This is a genomic window from Microbacterium sp. che218 (assembly GCF_040436305.1).
Taxonomy (GTDB): domain Bacteria; phylum Actinomycetota; class Actinomycetes; order Actinomycetales; family Microbacteriaceae; genus Microbacterium; species Microbacterium algihabitans.
In genome coordinates this window covers 95470-112383 of record NZ_AP031501.1, presented here as the reverse complement: position 1 = coordinate 112383, position 16914 = coordinate 95470, and the positions used below count along the sequence as shown (strand labels likewise).

At 68.1% G+C, this 16914-nt stretch carries 12 protein-coding genes; 1 reads left to right on the top strand and 11 read right to left on the bottom strand.

Annotation, left to right across the window (positions count from 1 at the left end):
• Window positions 1-71: 71 nt before the first annotated feature.
• The 10 genes from typA to ABXS86_RS00425 all read right to left on the bottom strand — a co-directional run bounded on the left by typA (window position 72) and on the right by ABXS86_RS00425 (window position 14036).
• Window positions 72-1985, bottom strand: coding sequence for a translational GTPase TypA (gene typA, locus ABXS86_RS00470; protein ID WP_144835173.1), 1914 nt, complete (start codon window positions 1983-1985; stop codon window positions 72-74).
• A 157-nt stretch (window positions 1986-2142) separates the two neighbouring features.
• Window positions 2143-3819: an ABC transporter family substrate-binding protein gene (locus ABXS86_RS00465; protein ID WP_307212162.1), complete on the bottom strand. Its 1677-nt coding sequence runs from the start codon at window positions 3817-3819 to the stop codon at window positions 2143-2145.
• A 4-nt stretch (window positions 3820-3823) separates the two neighbouring features.
• The gene (locus ABXS86_RS00460; RefSeq protein WP_353665273.1) at window positions 3824-6016 is read right to left on the bottom strand and encodes a dipeptide ABC transporter ATP-binding protein; all 2193 of its coding nucleotides are present in this window, start codon (window positions 6014-6016) and stop codon (window positions 3824-3826) included.
• A complete protein-coding gene (locus tag ABXS86_RS00455) occupies window positions 6009-6932 on the bottom strand; it encodes an ABC transporter permease (RefSeq protein ID WP_307212165.1) in 924 nt (307 codons plus the stop codon). Before ABXS86_RS00455 ends, ABXS86_RS00460 begins: the two co-directional genes overlap by 8 nt.
• Before the next feature lies 1 nt (window position 6933).
• The gene (locus tag ABXS86_RS00450; protein ID WP_353665272.1) at window positions 6934-7914 is read right to left on the bottom strand and encodes an ABC transporter permease; all 981 of its coding nucleotides are present in this window, start codon (window positions 7912-7914) and stop codon (window positions 6934-6936) included.
• Between the two features lie 221 nt (window positions 7915-8135).
• Window positions 8136-8687, bottom strand: a complete 552-nt coding sequence (locus ABXS86_RS00445; protein WP_353665271.1) for a hypothetical protein — start codon at window positions 8685-8687, stop codon at window positions 8136-8138.
• A 38-nt stretch (window positions 8688-8725) separates the two neighbouring features.
• Entirely contained in the window at window positions 8726-10390 is a 1665-nt protein-coding gene (locus tag ABXS86_RS00440; protein ID WP_307212172.1) for an ABC transporter ATP-binding protein, read from the bottom strand.
• Window positions 10387-11334 (bottom strand): ABC transporter permease, encoded by a 948-nt coding sequence (locus ABXS86_RS00435; protein WP_307212174.1) that lies wholly within the window; start codon window positions 11332-11334, stop codon window positions 10387-10389. Before ABXS86_RS00435 ends, ABXS86_RS00440 begins: the two co-directional genes overlap by 4 nt.
• On the bottom strand, window positions 11324-12253 hold the full coding sequence (locus ABXS86_RS00430; protein ID WP_307212178.1) for an ABC transporter permease: 930 nt from the start codon (window positions 12251-12253) through the stop codon (window positions 11324-11326). The genes ABXS86_RS00435 and ABXS86_RS00430 overlap by 11 nt, the downstream gene beginning before the upstream one ends.
• A gap of 163 nt (window positions 12254-12416) precedes the next feature.
• The gene (locus ABXS86_RS00425) at window positions 12417-14036 is read right to left on the bottom strand and encodes an ABC transporter substrate-binding protein (protein WP_353665270.1); all 1620 of its coding nucleotides are present in this window, start codon (window positions 14034-14036) and stop codon (window positions 12417-12419) included.
• A 163-nt stretch (window positions 14037-14199) separates the two neighbouring features.
• Between ABXS86_RS00425 and ABXS86_RS00420 the strand changes: the two genes are divergently transcribed.
• A complete protein-coding gene (locus ABXS86_RS00420) occupies window positions 14200-15063 on the top strand; it encodes a CPBP family intramembrane glutamic endopeptidase (RefSeq protein WP_353665269.1) in 864 nt (287 codons plus the stop codon).
• Window positions 15064-15152: 89 nt separating this feature from the next.
• Here ABXS86_RS00420 and ABXS86_RS00415 read toward each other — a convergent pair whose 3' ends face one another.
• Complete coding sequence (locus tag ABXS86_RS00415) at window positions 15153-16895, bottom strand: ABC transporter substrate-binding protein (protein ID WP_353665268.1); 1743 nt, start codon at window positions 16893-16895, stop codon at window positions 15153-15155.
• Between the last annotated feature and the right edge of the window lie 19 nt (window positions 16896-16914).

Below are 16914 nucleotides of genomic sequence, written 5' to 3'. Positions count from 1 at the left end.
GCCACGCATCCCGGAATGCGAACGGCCCCGCCGAGCACGAGGCTGGGCGGGGCCGTTCGAGACGGGAACGCTTACGCGTTGGCGTCCTGACGCTTCAGGCGCGAAGCGGAGCGACCGCGCGCGGTCGCGTCGAGCTCGACCTTGCGGATGCGCACCTTCTCGGGCGTGACCTCGACGCATTCGTCGTCGCGAGCGAACTCCAGCGACTCCTCGAGCGTGAGGATGCGCGGGGGCGTCATCGACTCGAAGGAGTCGGAGGTCGACGAACGCATGTTCGTGAGCTTCTTCTCCTTGGTGATGTTGACGTCCATGTCGTCGGCGCGCGAGTTCTCGCCGATGACCATGCCCTCGTAGACCTCTTCAGTGGGCTGCACGAAGAAGCTCATGCGCTCCTGCAGGGCGATCATGGCGAACGGGGTGACGACACCCATGCGGTCGGCGACGATCGAGCCGTTCTGACGGGTCGTAATCGAGCCGGCCCAGTCGTCGTAGCCGTGCGAGATCGCGTTCGCGATGCCGGTGCCGCGCGTGATGGTGAGGAACTCGCTGCGGAAGCCGATCAGGCCGCGCGAAGGCACGACGAACTCCATGCGCACCCAGCCGGTGCCGTGGTTCGTCATGTTGTCCATGCGACCCTTACGGGCGGCCATCAGCTGCGTGATCGCACCGAGGTGCTCTTCGGGGGCGTCGATGGTGAGGTGCTCGAAGGGCTCCTTGAGCTTGCCGTCTTCGCCGCGCTTGGTGACCACCTGGGGCTTGCCGACGGTGAGCTCGAAGCCCTCACGACGCATGTTCTCGACGAGGATGGCCAGCGCGAGCTCGCCGCGGCCCTGGACCTCCCACGCGTCGGGGCGTCCGATGTCGACGACCTTGAGCGAGACGTTACCGATGAGCTCGCGGTCGAGGCGGTCCTTCACCATGCGGGCGGTGAGCTTGTGGCCCTTCACCTTGCCCATGAGGGGCGAGGTGTTGGTGCCGATGGTCATCGAGATGGCCGGGTCGTCGACGGTGATCGCCTTGAGCGGGCGCACGTCGTCGGGGTCGGCGATCGTCTCGCCGATCGTGATGTCGGGGAAGCCGGCGATGGCGACGATGTCACCGGGGCCGGCGTCTTCGGCGGGGTAGCGCTCGAGGGCGCGGGTCTTGAGCAGCTCGGTGATGCGGGCGTTGCTGGTGGTGCCGTCGGCGCGCACCCAGGCCACGGTCTGGCCCTTCTTCAGCGTGCCGTTGAACACGCGCAGCAGCGCGAGGCGTCCGAGGAACGGCGAGGAGTCGAGGTTGGTGACCCAGGCCTGCAGCGGAGCCTCGTCGTCGTAGGCGGGAGCCGGGACGTGCTCGAGGATCGCACCGAAGAGCGGCTCGAGGTCTTCATTGTCGGGCAGCGAGCCGTTGTCGGGGCGGTTGAGCGACGCGGCACCCGCGCGGCCCGAGGCGTACACGACGGGGACGTCGAGCAGCGCGTCGACGTCGAGGTCGGGCACGTCGTCGACGAGGTCGGACGCGAGGCCCAGCAGCAGGTCGTGCGCCTCTTCTTCGACCTCGGCGATGCGCGCGTCGGGGCGGTCGGTCTTGTTGACCAGCAGGATGACGGGGAGCTTGGCCTCGAGGGCCTTGCGCAGCACGAAGCGCGTCTGGGGCAGCGGGCCCTCGGACGCGTCGACGAGCAGCACGACGCCGTCGACCATCGACAGGCCGCGCTCGACCTCGCCACCGAAGTCGGCGTGGCCGGGGGTGTCGATCACGTTGATCGTGACCGGAACCTCGGTGTGCACACCGTTGTAGGTGATCGCCGTGTTCTTGGCGAGGATCGTGATGCCCTTTTCGCGCTCGAGGTCGTTCGAGTCCATCGCGCGCTCTTCGACGTGCGCGTGGTCGCCGAACGAGCCGGTCTGGCGGAGCATGGCGTCGACGAGAGTCGTCTTGCCGTGGTCGACGTGCGCGACGATCGCGACGTTACGGAGGTCAGGACGAAGGGCGTGCGCCATGGAGGGTCTCCAGGAAAATTCGGGGTGGTGCCCGGAATCGGGCGTCTCTAGTCTACCGGCCCGCGCCGACACTCCCGGCAGCTGACGTTCAGGAACGGTCCGGACGCGCGAAAGGGGCGGGATCCCGCAGGACCCCGCCCCCTTTTCACGACGTGCGTCAGCTGTTCTGGAAGCCCACGATCGTCCAGTCGACGGTCTCGAACTGGGTGGCGCCCCAGTTCACGAGACCCTGCTTGACGGCGTAGACGTTGGGCAGCGGCGCGATCGGGATGATCGGCACGTACGACCACAGCACCTTGTCGATCTCCTCGGCCGTCTTCAGGCGCGAGTCGGGGTCGAGGTCGGTGTTGGCCTTCTGCCACAGGTCCGCCAGCTGCGGGTCGGTGATGCCGGTGTAGTTCTGCGCCGAGTCGACGGGCGAGAACAGCGACTCGCTCGACGAGATCGGGTACGCGGTACCGCGCCACGAGAACGTCACCATCTCGAAGTCACCGGGGATGATGTAGTCGCTGAAGTAGCCGCCCACGGGCACGGTGTTCAGGTCGACCGGGATGCCGAACTCGCTGAGGTCGGCCTGGATCTGCTCGGCACGCTGGATGTTCGTGGCGGTGTCGGCGGGGACGGTGACCGAGAACTTCAGCGGGGTGCCGTCCTTGACCCAGGAGTCGCCGTCCTTGGTGTAGCCGGCGTCTTCGAGGTACTTGGCACCGGCGTCGGTGTCGTAGGGCAGCGACTCGTCGGTGTAGCCGTCCTGACCGGGCATGAACACGTAGCTGCCCTGCGTGATGGCGGGGACGCCGACGGGCGAGTTCGCCGTGTTGGCGATCTGCTCGCGGTTGACGATGGACGCCACGGCCTTGCGGACGTTGACGTCAGCCAGCGGGCCGTCGGAGGCGCGCATGGTGATGTGCGTCCAGGTCAGACCGTTGGAGGCCTGGATCTCGGCGCCCTGCACGTTCTGAGCGGTCTGGTACAGGTCGGCGTTGGCGCTGATGTTCAGCGCGTCGATCTCACCGTTGCTGAACGAGGTGCCCTGCTGGTCCTGGCTCACCGCGCGGTAGACGATCGTCTCGAGCTTGGGCGCCTGGCCCCACCACTTGGGGTTGCGCTCGAGGGTGGCGATGCCGGCCGTCGAGTCGAACGAGCCCAGGAGGAAGGGACCCGAGGAGGGAAGGGCCTTGGTGAGGTAGCCCGTGTTGAAGGTGTTCGGGTCGTTGGCGACCGTGGCCGGGAGGATCTGACCGAGCAGACCCTGCCAGTCGGCGTAGACAGACGAGAACGTGATGATGACGTCGAACTCGTCCGTGCCCTGCTCGACCGATTCGATCTGGTCCCAGCCGGTGGTGGAGATGACGACGTACTCGGGGTTCGAGCCGTTGTTGGCCTTCCAGGTCGCCTGGTAGTCGGCGACGGTGATGGGCGTCCCGTCCTCCCACACGGCATCCGGGTTCAGCTTGATCTCGACCGTCTGGGGGCTCTCGTTGGTCAGCTCGACCGACGAGGCGTAGTCCTCGTTGACGACCGGCTTGCCCGACTCGTCGATCTTGATGGGGCCACCCTGCATCGCCGAGATGATGTCGTTGGTGTTGGCCTCGTTGCCGTCGATCTGGAAGTTGTTCCAGTTGACGGGCATGGAGTCGACGGCCAGCGTCAGGGTTCCGCCGTCCTGCACGTCGGCGGCGTCGGCACGCACCCACGCGGTCGACGGCAGCGAGTTCTGGTCGTCGGGGTTGGCCGAGGGTGCCGCGGTGTTGCCCGGTGCGCACCCGGCGATCGCCAGGGCGGCGGCGCTCAGCAGCGCGAGTGCGCCGAGAGCCTTCGCTTTGCGGGTCATGTGATCAATCCTCTCGTTGGTGATCGGGGAGGGTCTCCGACGACGTGGTGCCATCGATCGAAGACGTTCGGGGGGACGCGACCGACGCCGTCTCGAGGACGAGGTCGGAGCGTTCGGCGTAGTGGCACGCCACCTCGGAGCGCGCCGAAGAGCGCAGACCGGGGTCGTCGGAGTCGCACCGGCGCCGGTCGGCGTCCGGCAGCAGGCGGTACAGCGGGCATCGCGTGCGGAAACGGCATCCGGAGATCTCTTGCGTCGGGCTCGGCAGGTCGCCGTCGAGCAGGATGCGGGTGCGCGCGCGCTCGATGCGCGGATCCGGGATGGGTGCGGCCGAGATGAGGGCCTTGGTGTACGGATGCCGGGGGTCGTCGAACACCGCGTCGACGGGACCCTGCTCGACGATGCGCCCGAGGTACATGACCGAGACGTCGTCGGCGATCTGACGGACCACGGCGAGGTCGTGCGCGACGAAGAGGAACGACAGTCCGAGGCGTTCCTTGAGGTCTTCGAGCAGGTTGATGACACCGGCCTGGATCGAGACGTCGAGGGCCGAGACCGGCTCGTCGAGCACGACGACGGCGGGGTCGGTCGCGAGGGCGCGGGCGATGCCGATGCGCTGACGCTGACCGCCCGAGAACTCGTGCGGGTAGCGGTCCGACATGTTGGGGTCGAGGCCGACGAGCTCGAGCAACTCGGTCATCTTGCGGTCGCGTTCGGCACGCGGCACGCCCTGCACCAGCAGCGGCTCGGTGATGACCTCACCGACCGGCAGGCGCGGGTCGATGGCGCCCATCGGGTCTTGGAAGACGATCTGGATGCCCTTGCGCAGCGTCGCCTTGTCTTTGCGACTCACGGTGGCCACGTCGGTGCCGTTGATGCGGATGCTGCCGCTCTGCGGGGCGACCATCTCCATGATCTCGAGGATCGTCGTCGTCTTTCCGCACCCCGACTCCCCCACCAGGCCCATGGTGCGACCGGGCTGGATCGAGAACGAGATGCCGTCGACGGCGCGCACCGTGCCGATGCGGCGCGGGAAGACCGAGCCCTTCATCAGCGGGAAGTGCTTGGTCAGATCGGTGACCTCGACCGCCGGGGTCACGTCGGGACGCAGCGGCGGGATCTCGCCCAGCGCCTCGGGGCGGGGGAAGATCTCGGGGCGGGCGAGGGCGCCGGAGGCGATCTCGTCGGCGCGGATGCAGGCCGAGACGTGATCGGGGTCGGTGCCGTGCATCGCGAGCTCGGGCTCGATGTCGTGGCACGCGTCGATCGCGATCGGACAGCGCGCCGCGAAGGGGCACCCCTTCGGCAGGTTCGCGAGGGACGGCGGGCGTCCCTCCAACGGCACGAGACGTTGCGAGCCGGCGGTCTGCATGTTCGGCACCGACCGCAGCAGGCCCACCGTGTAGGGCATGTGCGGGTCGTGGAAGATCTCGTCGACCGAGCCGCGCTCGACGAGCTTGCCCGCGTACATCACCGCGACGCGGTCGGCGTGACCGGCCACGACACCGAGGTCGTGCGTGATGAGGACGACGGCGGCGCCCGTCACCTCGCGGGCCTTCTGCAGCACCTCGAGGATCTGCGCCTGGATCGTCACGTCGAGCGCCGTGGTGGGCTCGTCGGCGATGATGACGCGCGGGTCGTTGGCGATGGCCATGGCGATCATCGCGCGCTGGCGCATACCGCCCGAGAACTCGTGCGGGTATGCGCGGGCCCGACGCTCGGCATCCGGGATGCCGACGAGCTTGAGCAGCTCGACCGACCGGGCGTGAGCGGCCTGGGCCGACAGCGCCTTGTCATGCAGTCGCAGGCCCTCGGAGATCTGGTCGCCCACCGTGTAGACCGGGGTGAGCGCCGACAGCGGGTCTTGGAAGACCATCGCGAGCTCGGCTCCGCGGATCTTCGACAGCTGCCCGTCATTCATCGCCAGCAGCGACCGGCCGTCGTAGACGATGTCGCCCTCGACGCGGGCGTTCGAGGGAAGCAGTCCCATCACCGCGAGCGACGACACGCTCTTGCCGGAGCCCGACTCGCCCACGATGCCGAGGAACTCGCCCTCGTGCACGTCGTAGGAGATGCCGCGGACGGCGCGGACGGCGTTGCCCTCGCGCTGGGGGAAGGTCACGCTGAGGTCGCGGACCGACAGCAGCGGCTGGCGTCCGGTCGAGGACAGCAGGGTGGCGGAACGGGTGTCAGTCACGGTTCGCTCCCGAAGTGGGGTCGATGGCGTCGCGCAGAGCGTCGCCGATGAGGCTGATGGCCAGGAGCAGCACGATCAGCACGCCGGCGGGGTACACGAACAGCCACGGGCGGGTGACGGCGGCCGAGGTTCCCGCCGACAGCAGGGTGCCGAGCGAGACGTCGGGCGCCTGCACGCCGAAGCCGAAGTAGCTGAGCGAGGTCTCGGCCATGATGGCCGCGACGATGCCGAGGGTCGCGTCGATGATCAGCAGCGACGCGATGTTGGGGATGATGTGGCGGCCGAGGATCTGCCGGGTCGGCATGCCCATGTAGCGCGCCGCCCGCACGAAGTCGCGGTTGCGCAGCGATCGGGTCTGGTTGCGCACCACCTGGGCGAGGATCATCCAGCTGAACACCGCCAGGAAGAAGGTCAGCGCCAGCCACGACAGGCCGCGCGTCAGCGGGCTCAGCAGCACGAGGATGAAGAACGAGGGCACCACCAGCAGCAGGTGGATGAGCCAGCCGATGACGGCGTCGATCTTGCCGCCGAGGTAGCCGGCGACGGAGCCCACCGCCGCGGCGATGAGGGTCGCGCCGACACCCGCGAGGGCGCCGATGATGAGCGACTTCTGCAGGCCGACGAGCGTCTGGGCGTAGATGTCCTGCCCGATGCCGTTGGTGCCGAACCAGTGCAGCTGCGTCGGGCCGAGGCCGACGTTGAGGAAGTCGCGCTGGGTGGCGTCCCAGGGCGAGAGCAGGGGTCCGATGAAGGCCCAGAGCACGATGAACACGAGCACGCTCGCGCCGACCCAGAACCGGGGCATCTTGCGCAGGCGTGCGCGCACCAGCGCACCGCGCGAGAGCGGCTTGCGGGCGCGGGTGACCGGGCTGGTGGCGACGAGGGTGCCGTCGAGGGCGTCTTCCTGCATTGTCATGTCAGCTCCTCACTCTCGGGTCGAGGGCTGCGTAGAGCACTTCGGACAGGGTCGAAGACAGCAGGACGAGAACGGCGACGAAAAGCGTCGAGCCCGCCACCGCATTGATGTCCTGCTGCGTCACGGCGTTGAGCTGGAATTGCCCCATCCCGCGCCACGAGAAGACGATCTCGAGCATCGCCGAACCGGCGATCAAGGCGCCGAAGCTGTAGGCGAAGAACGTCGACATCGGAATGAGGGCGATGCGCACGCCGTGGCGGAACAACGCCTGCGTGCGCGGCAGGCCCTTTGCGCGGGCGGTGCGGATGTAGTCGGCCCCCAGCACGTCGAGCATCATGCTGCGCTGGTAGCGCGAGAACGACGCGGCGCTGATGAGCACGAGCGCGATCGTCGGCAGCAACAGGTGCACGGCGCGGTCGGCCAGCATCGGTCCGAAGCCCTCGACCCCCGCGGTGTACTCGCCCGTGAAGCGGATCACCTGGTTGCCCAGGGCGTTGTTGAAGGCGGTGGCCGCGATCATCAGCAGCACGCCGATCACGAACGTCGGGGTCGCGAACACCAGGTACGACGCGTAGGTCGTGACCTGGTCGCTCGCGCGGTACTGGCGCACCGCGCCCCACACGCCGATGAGCACGCCGACGATGGCGCCGAGGATCGAGCCGATGAGCAGCAGGCGCAGGCTCGTGCCGGCGCGCGTGGCGATCTCGGTCATGACGTCCTGGCCGCCGATCGTGGTGCCGAGGGAGAAGTTGGTGAACAGGTTCACCAACCAGTTCCACAGGCGCACGATGATCGGCACGTCGGGGTTGGCACCGAGAGCGTCGAGGCTCGCGATGATCGACTCCTGGGGCGGCCGCGGGTTCATGCCGTAGAAGCGGTCCTGGGGCCGCAGCAGCGCGCTTCCCAGCACGTACGCGAGGCACGTGGCGAGCAGGCTGAGAACGGCGTAGTTCAGGAACCGGCGCAGAACGTAGAACGTCATGACGCGGGGAGGCCCGTCCGGAACAGATCGGTGGTGTGCATCATGGTGGTCCTCTCGCCTTCGAGATCCCCCGCCGATTCTTTCGCCTGGCTAAGGATCTTCAGAGACCCTACGTCGGCTTTTCGCAGAAGGCGTGCCGGGGGAACACACTTTTCACGAACGTAACAAACCCCTTACATGGCGGTTTGTCACGAGCGGCTGGCTCGAGCGCAGCACTGCGCTCAGCGAAGACCGCCGGAGATGAACAAAGCGATGATAACCCAGACGATCAGTACCAGGAGAGAAATCGCCGAGGGAATGTCCCAAAAACGACGGACGACGCCGTCCTTCGGGGCCGTCGGACGGGCCGACTCCCACGCGTCCTGGATGACCTGGAGGTCGCGGATGGCGGGCGGCTCGCGCCGCGCACGGTCGTCGTCGTCGCGGCGCAGGGGCGGTCGACCGGGGCGGCCCGCGACAGGGCCGCCGAAGGCCTTGTAGACCCGCGGCTCGTCGGTCTTCACCTCGAGCTGCCAGCGCATGTCGATGTCGCTGACGCGCGCCCAGGCGATGTCGCTGACGCGCAGCGGGTTGTGGATCCGGATGCCGTTCGGATCGATCCGCACGTGCGGGGCGAACAGCAGGGCGTACACGCCCCAGAGCGCCAACAGCACCCACGGGGCGATGAGCAGCATCTCGCCGATGCCCGCCCGGATCGCGGCGTCGCCGAGGAGGACGACCGCCAGCGCGGCCCCGAGCACGAGCCCGACGACCGCGGACGGGGCACGGAACACCCGCGGGTGTTCCGTGCCCCGGAATCGCTCGTCGCGCGTCACGCGCCACCCAGCGACAGCGAGGCGCCGGGGATCGCGTCCAGCAGACGCTGCGTGTACTCCTGCGAGGGCTGCGCGAAGATCTCGTCGACCGTGCCCTGCTCCACGAGCTTGCCGCGCTCCATCACGCACACCAGGTCGGCCGCGACGCGGACGACGGCGAGGTCGTGCGTGATGAACAGGTAGGTCAGACCGAGCTCGGACTGCAGCTCCGCGAGCAGCTGGAGGACCTGCGCCTGCACCAGCACGTCGAGGGCCGAGACGGCCTCGTCGAGCACGAGGATGTCGGGCTTGAGCGCCAGGGCGCGCGCGATGGCGACACGCTGACGCTGTCCGCCGGACAGCTCGTTGGGGTACCGCGAGGCGAGCTCCTGCGGCAGGGCGACCTGCTCGAGCAGCTCCTCCACGCGGGCGCGACGCGAGGCGTTGTCGCCCACCTTGTGGATGTTGAGCGGCTCGGCGATCAGGTTGCCGATGCTGCGCAGCGGGTCGAGCGAGCCGTACGGGTCCTGGAACACCGGCTGCATGCGGCGGCGGAGGTTGAAGGTGTCCTTCGCGTTCAGCTTGCCGGTGTTGACCCCGTCGACCTCGATCGAGCCCGACGTGGGCTCCTCGAGCTTGAGCACCATCTTGGCGATCGTCGACTTGCCCGAGCCCGACTCCCCCACCAGCGCCAGCGTCTTGCCGCGCGGGATCTCGAACGAGACCCCGTCGACGGCGCGGAACTGCTCGCTGCGGAACCCGCCCTGGCGGATCTTGTACTCCTTGACCAGGTCGGTGACCTTGACGGTCGCCGGGGCGTCGATGTCGGATTCGCGCAGGATGCCGCGGTCTTCGACCTTCGCCTGGATGCGCTGCGAGGCGATGCTGGGCGCGGCGGCGACGAGGCGCTGCGTGTACGGGTGCTGCGGGTTCTCGAGGATCTCGCGGCTGGGACCCGACTCGACGATCTCGCCCTGGTTCATCACGACGATGGTGTCGGCGCGCTCGGCGGCGAGTCCCAGGTCGTGCGTGATGAGCAGCACCGAGGTGCCGCGCTCACGCGTCAGCGAGGCCATGTGATCGAGGATCACGCGCTGCACGGTCACGTCGAGGGCCGAGGTCGGCTCGTCGGCGATCAGCAGCTTCGGGTCGGCCGCGAGGCCGATGCCGATGAGCGCACGCTGGCGCATACCGCCCGAGAACTGGTGCGGGTACTGGTGCAGGCGACGCTCCGCGTCGGCGAGGCCGGCCTGCTTCAGCACCTCGATCGCGCGCTTCTCGACCTCCTTGCGACCGGTGGCGATGCCGTTCGCACGGATCGCCTCCTTCACCTGGAAGCCGATGCTCCACACCGGGTTGAGGTTCGACATCGGGTCCTGAGGGACGTAGCCGATGTCCTTGCCGCGCACCGACTCGAACTGCGTCGCGCTCAGGTCGGTCAGCTCCCGCCCATCGAGCGTGATGCTGCCGCCGGTGACGTGACCGGTGCCGGGGAGCAGGCCGATCACCGCGGAGGCGGTGGTCGACTTGCCCGAGCCCGACTCGCCGACGATGGCGACGGTCTGGCCGGGGTAGACGTCGAGGCTCACGCCGTGGAGCACCTGGCGGGATCCGCCCTCGCCCTCGAAGGCGACCTTGAGGTCGCGAACGGACAGCAGAGGCGTCATGGTGGCGTCGCTCATCGGCGGGCCCTCGCTCTCGGGTCGATGGCGTCTCGGATGAGCTCGCCCAGCAGGATGAACGCCAGCACCGTGACCGTCAGGGCGACCGAGGGCCAGATGAGCGCTGCGGGCGCGATGCGCAGCGACTGCTGCGCCTGGCTGATGTCGTTGCCCCACGACATGGTGCTGCCGCCGAGGCCGACACCGAGGAACGACAGGGTCGCCTCGGCGACGATCGCCGCGGCGAGGCTGATCGTGGTGACCACGAGCAGCGGCGCGATGGCGTTCGGGATGACGTGGGTGAGCAGCGTCTTGAACTTCGACTGCCCCAGCGCCTGCGAGGCCGCGACGAAGTCGGCCTGGCGCACGCGCAGCACCTCGGCGCGCACCACGCGAGCCGTGGAGGCCCACGCGAACCCGCCGATGGCGAAGGCGAGGGTCAGCACGTTGCGGTACTGCGAGAACACGCTCATCACGACGATGGCCGCGAGGATGTAGGGGATCGAGAAGAAGATGTCGCCGACGCGCGAGATCACCGCGTCGAGCCATCCGCCGTAGAAGCCCGACAGCGCGCCCATGATGAGGCCGATGATCGTGCCGATCGCGGTGGCCAGCAGACCTACCGACAGCGAGGTGCGGGCACCCCAGACGATGCGCGAGAACGTGTCGCAGCCCTGGAACGTGAAGCCCAGGATGTGGCCCGCCTGCGGTCCGCCGTTGCTGTTGGACAGCTGGCAGTCGTTGTTCGGGGGGACCTGCGTGAACAGCGTCGGAGCGATCGCCATGAGGATCACCACGAACATGACGGCCAGGGCGATCCAGAAGGTGGGACGACGACGGAGGTCGCGCCACGCGTCGAGCCACAGGTTGCTCTTGCGCGCCGCCACGCGGACGGCGTCGACGGAGATCGTTTCGGTCTTGATCGGCGCGACGTAGTGCGGCGCCGGGAACTGACTACTTGACATAGCGGATCCTCGGGTCGAGAAGGCCGTACAGGAGGTCGACGACCAGGTTGACCAGCACGTAGATGATGACGAAGACGGTCACGAACGACACGACCGTGGGGCCCTCTCCGCGGATGGTCGCCTGGTACAGCGTGTTACCGACACCGGGGATGTTGAAGATGCCCTCGGTGACGGTCGCGCCGACCAGCAGCACGCCGAAGTTGGTCGCGGAGTTCGTGATGACCGGGATGAGCGAGTTGCGCAGCACGTGCACGGGGATCACGCGGCGACGCGAGAGGCCCTTGCTGTAGGCGGTGCGCACCCAGTCCTGGTTGAGCGTGTCGATGACCGACCCGCGCATCAAGCGCATGCTCGTGGCGAAAAGGCTGAAGCCCAGCACGATGGCCGGCAGGATCAGATCGCCCCAGTTGTTCTGCGCACCGACCGTCGGGCGGAACCAGCCGAGTTGGATCGCGAGGAAGTACTGCGCGAGGAAGCAGGCCACGAAGATCGGCAGCGCGACGAACAGCAATGCGACGATCAGCGCGGCGTTGTCGAACAGCTTGCCCTTGCGGATGGCCGAGATCGTGCCGATCACGACGGCGAGCACGAACTCGATCGCCAGGGCCATGATCGCCAGACGCGCCGTCACGGGGAGCGTGCGCGCGAGGACCTCGTTGACGGACTGACCCGAGAACGTGGTTCCGAGATCACCCTGGAAGATGCCGCCGATGTAGAGGAAGTACTGGACGATGAAGGGCTGGTCCAGGTGGTACTGGGCCCGCAAGGCTTCGACGACCTGCGGGGCGGGGGTCTTGTCGCCGAAGAGCCCGAGGATCGGGTCTCCCGGCATGGCGAAGACCATGAAGTAGATCAGCAGGGTGGCCCCGAAGAACACGGGGAGCACCTGCAGCAGACGTCTGAGGATGTAGCCGAGCATCCGCTCTCTTTTCGAACGTGGGAAACGCCTCATCCGACGTTTCGTGGGGGGACGGCCCCGAAAGGGCCCGTGCCGTTTTATCACACGTCGTGATGAGGCCTGGCTGGCAGACCGCGAGGCGGTGACGAATCCGTCACCGCCTCGCGGCCAGAGATCGGAAGGGTTACTTCGTGATCTCGTAGTACAGCGGAACCGAGTTCCAGCCGAACTTGACGTTGTTCACGCCCTCGGCGAAGCCACCGGTCACGTTGGAGTACCAGAGCGGGATGGCCGGGAGGTCCTGCAGGAGGATCTCCTGGGCCTTCTGGAAGTCCTGGTTCTGGGTGTCGACGTCGGTCTCGGCGATGCCGTCGCTCAGGAGCTGGTCGAACTGGGGGTTCGAGTAGTCACCGTCGTTGGACGAGGCGTCGGTCGCGTACAGCGGTCCGAGGAAGTTGTACAGACCGGGGTAGTCGGCCTGCCAACCGGTGCGGAACGCAGTCTGGATGCTGCGGTCGGTGATGGCCGAGCGGGCTTCCTTGAACGTCGGGTACGGCGCGCCGGATGCATCGATGCCGAGGGTGTTCTTGATCGAGTTGGTCACCGCGTCGACCCAGGTCTGGTGTCCACCGTCGGCGTTGTACGCGATCTGGAAGGTGCCGGTCCACGGCGAGATGGCGTCGGCCTGGGCCCACAGGTCCTTCGCCTTGGCCTCGTCGTACTTGAGCACGTCGGAGCCTTCGAGCGAGTCGGACCAGCCGTTGATGACCGGCGAGGTGAAGTCGCTGGCGGGGGTACGGGTGCCCTGGAAGATCGTCTTGGTGATCTCGTCGCGGTTGATGGCCATCGACAGCGCCTGACGACGCAGCTTGCCCTCTTCACCGCTGAAGTGCGCGAGGCGCTCGGGGATCGTGAACGACTGGAACACGGCCGCCGGCTGGTTGACCGCGCGGTCGCCCAGGTCGGAGGTGAAGGTCGCCTGCGATGCCGGCGGGATCGCGTCGATCACGTCGACGTTGCCACCGAGGAGGTCGGCGTAGGCCGCGTCCTGCGAGGCGTAGAACACGACGGTCAGACCACCGTTGGCGACGGTACGGCCACCCTGGTAGTCGTCGTTCTTGACGAGGTCGATCTGCACGTTGTGCTGCCACGCGCTGTCGCTGGCGAGCTTGTACGGGCCGTTGCCGATCGGGTTCTCACCGAACGCGGCCATGTCGGCGAAGGCCGAGTCGGGCAGCGGGAAGAACGCCGAGTAGCCGAGGCGCAGCGCGAAGTCGGCGGCGGGCTTGGACAGCTCGATCGTGAAGGTGTAGTCGTCGACCTTCTTCAGACCCGTGAGCTCGGAGTCAGCGTCGTAGCTGAAGCCGACGATGTCCTCGAAGAAGTAGCTGTTGAGCTGGTTGTTCGACAGCTGAGCGCCGTAGTTCCAGGCCTTGATGAAGTTGTCGGCCTTGACCTCGGTGCCGTCCGTGAACTTCTGGCCCTTCTTCAGGGTGACCGTGAGGTTCTGGGGGTCGTTGGTGACGATGGACTCGGCCATGTCGTTCACCGGGGCGCCGTCTGCGTCGTAGTAGACCAGGCCCGCGAAGATCGAGTCGAGGATCTTTCCGCCACCGACCTCGTTGGTGTTGGTGGGGATCAGCGGGTTCTGCGGCTCGGAGCCGTTGGTCCGGATGATCGCCGACGCGTCGCCGCTGCCGGATGCAGAGCCGCTGTCCGTGTCTCCGCCTGCGCAGCCGGCGAGCATAAGCCCGACGGCTCCCAGCAGGGCGAGACCGGAAAGGGCAATCTTGTTGCGCTTCACAGTTCCTCCAGGGAAGGGATGATCGTCGCCCGGGTAGGTTTTCACGCAGCACAAGATGCATGGAAGATCCGTCGGGCAGGATGAGAACACACTAGGCACGTTTACCCAGGTGCCCCAAACTCCTCTGAAAAACGTTACAGAGGATTTACTCAGAAGGGTTCAGATGTGGCAATCTGACAAGTCGGGCGCCTTTCGGGGTCCAGCCGACTGGACCTATCCTCCGACCCTCTCCCCCGCCGACCGGTACGACCGTCGGCGTCTGGGCTGGGAGATCGCAATCGTGCTGCTCGTCAGCGTCGGTCAATCGGCCATCTACTCGGTCGTGTCGTTCGTGCGCGCAGCCACCCGCGCCCCGATCTCGCAGCAGCAGACGCAGCTGAACCCCTCGCGCAGCGCCGAGCCGCTGTGGGACGCGATCTACCAGTTCCTCGATATCTTCTTCTCGCTCGCCCTGGTCGCCCTCGCGGTCTACCTGCTGTGGGAGCCGGCGAACAACGCGCTGCGCCGGATCGGGCTCGACTTCCGCCGCTTCGGCGGCGACCTCCTCCGAGGCATCCTGCTCGTCGTGCTCATCGGAGCGCCGGGCATCGGCGTCTACGCGATCGGCCGCTCCATCGGGCAGAGCATCACGGTGGTCCCCGCCCCGCTCGACTCCTCGTGGTGGGTCATCGGTCTGCTGGTGCTGGCGGCGCTGCGCGCCGGCCTCACGGAGGAGGTCATCTTCCTCGGCTTCCTCTTCGATCGCCTGCGCCGCCTCGGCTGGTCGTGGACCGGGATCATCGTCTCGACGGCCCTGCTGCGCGGCAGCTACCACCTCTACCAGGGGTGGCCGTCGGCGCTCGGCAACGTCGTGATGGGGCTCGTGTTCGGCTGGTGCTACAAGCGCTGGGGCCGAGTGATGCCCCTCGTGATCGCGCACACGATCATCGACATCGTCGCCTTCGTGGGGTACCCGCTCGCCGCGGCCTGGTGGCCCGCCATCTTCGCGCCGCCCGCGCCGGCGTCGACGCCGACACCGACGAGCTGAGCCGCTGCGCGAGACGCGGACGCCGGGGGCGCGGCATCCGGAGCACAGCCGCAGCGAGGCGGCCGAGCTCACGGCATCCGGAACGTCGCTCAGCTCTGCGGCGGCGACCAGGTCCAGAACGCCGGCGGTACGCCGTCGGGCTCGGACGTGTAGGTCACTCCCCCGACGCCGGCCGCGGCGACCACCGCGCCCGTGCGCTCGAGCAGGGGCACGCCCGCGTAGGCGGTGAAGAGCGACCGGTCGATCTCCTTGGCCTCCGACAGCACGTCGACCGGGTCGGTGTGCACGGTCAGCTCGTCGAAGAGCTGGTCGGTGTTCTCGCCGTCGACCCCCTCCGCGATGCGGTCGCGCGCCGAGCGGTAGAGGCTCTCGTCTTCGCCCACCCAGGCCAGGGTGGCATCCGGAACGTCGTCGGCCGCCGCCGCGCGCACCGCGATTCCCGCCTTGGCCGCCATCGTCACCAGACGCGCGAACACCTTCGACGCCACCTCGTCGGTGCTGTCGTACGCGACGCGCAGCACGGCCGCGCGCTCGTCGAGCGCCGAGCGGGCTCCATCGACGTCGCTCCCGGTTCCGGGGGCGCCGTTGCCCGACACGAGGTCGTTGTAGAGCTGACCGGTCGCCGGCGACGAGAGGAACGACTGCAGCGGCTGCGCGTCGGGGCGCACGTCGCCCAGCACGTCCTTGACCATCGCGGAGCGATCGAGCGAGAGGGTGGTGGCCCGACGGAGGGCGGATGCCGTGCCGTCAGCGAATCGCAGTTGCAGGGTCTGCGTGGTCGGTCCGGTGCTGACCTGCAGCCCGGCATCGGTGAGCGTCTTGAGCTCGGTGGCGTCGATGTCGCCGACGTTCGCGACGTCGACGACCCCCGCCTCGACGGCGGAGAGCTGCGCGGACCGATCGGCGAAGAAGCGGACCTTCAGGCTCTCGAGCCCCGGGAAGTGACCGCCCTGGTAGCTGTCGCGTCGCGCGAGTTCGAGGGTGTCGTCGGTGATGGCGCTGACCTTCCACGGTCCCGACGAGACGACGCCGGCGGGATCGGGCGTCGTGCCGGGCGCCACGTCGAAGCCGGTGTTCCAGACCTTCGCGGCCGCCGCGAGCACCGCGTTCGGCTCGCGCGGCGCCGCCGGGTCGCCCGCGGGGGTCGTCATGATCGCGGTCACGAGGTCTTTCACGCTCACGCCCGCGCGCTGCGCGACCACGTGGATCGGCCGGTCGAGCAGCCACTGCCGGTTCCAGTCGGCGAACGGCTGGGCGTAGGTGAGGGTCAGGGTGTCGTTCGCGCGGTCGAGGCTCGGCCGCGTGGTCGCGGCGTTGGGATCGGCCGGTGCCGCGGTGTCGAAGTAGCGCGTGCCCGACACTAGCTGGCCCGAGGCGTCGTAGGTGGCGTCGTCGAAGTAGTGCGACGACACGGCCCATCCGAACAGCAGGTCGTCGAGACTGACCTCCGTGCCGTCCGACCAGACGCGGTCGCTGAAGAGCTCGTAGCTGACCTTCAGCGGATCGCCCTGCACGCGGGTGATGCGGCCGAGGCCGTCGTTCGGAACGACCTGCAGGTTGCCGTCGAGAGAGCCCAGCTTCTCGTCGAGGAGGGCCGCGACGGCCCGGTTCGCGTCGGTGTCGCCGGTGGCGCTGGCGGCGTTGAAGCTCGTGAGCGAGCCGACCACACCGAGGGTCAGGGTGGTGGGTTCTTCTTCGCGCGGCGCGGGGCTCGTCTCGGGCGCGGAGCACCCGGCGAGCACGACGGCGGCGGCTGCGGCGATCGCGAGCAGGCCGCCGACTCCGCGGCGTCGTCGATTCGGTCGAGGAACGTCGTTCAGCCCGTGGTGCACAGGGGCACTTTACTAAAGG

What these genes read in the sequence shown, in the direction of transcription:
- typA (WP_144835173.1), bottom strand. Translation starts at nt 1,985, where the DNA reads ATGGCGCACGCCCTTCGTCCTGACCTCCGTAACGTCGCGATCGTCGCG.
- ABXS86_RS00430 (WP_307212178.1), bottom strand. Translation starts at nt 12,253, where the DNA reads ATGCTCGGCTACATCCTCAGACGTCTGCTGCAGGTGCTCCCCGTGTTC.
- ABXS86_RS00435 (WP_307212174.1), bottom strand. Translation starts at nt 11,334, where the DNA reads ATGTCAAGTAGTCAGTTCCCGGCGCCGCACTACGTCGCGCCGATCAAG.
- ABXS86_RS00440 (WP_307212172.1), bottom strand. Translation starts at nt 10,390, where the DNA reads ATGAGCGACGCCACCATGACGCCTCTGCTGTCCGTTCGCGACCTCAAG.
- ABXS86_RS00465 (WP_307212162.1), bottom strand. Translation starts at nt 3,819, where the DNA reads ATGACCCGCAAAGCGAAGGCTCTCGGCGCACTCGCGCTGCTGAGCGCC.
- ABXS86_RS00420 (WP_353665269.1), top strand. Translation starts at nt 14,200, where the DNA reads ATGTGGCAATCTGACAAGTCGGGCGCCTTTCGGGGTCCAGCCGACTGG.
- ABXS86_RS00450 (WP_353665272.1), bottom strand. Translation starts at nt 7,914, where the DNA reads ATGACGTTCTACGTTCTGCGCCGGTTCCTGAACTACGCCGTTCTCAGC.
- ABXS86_RS00455 (WP_307212165.1), bottom strand. Translation starts at nt 6,932, where the DNA reads ATGACAATGCAGGAAGACGCCCTCGACGGCACCCTCGTCGCCACCAGC.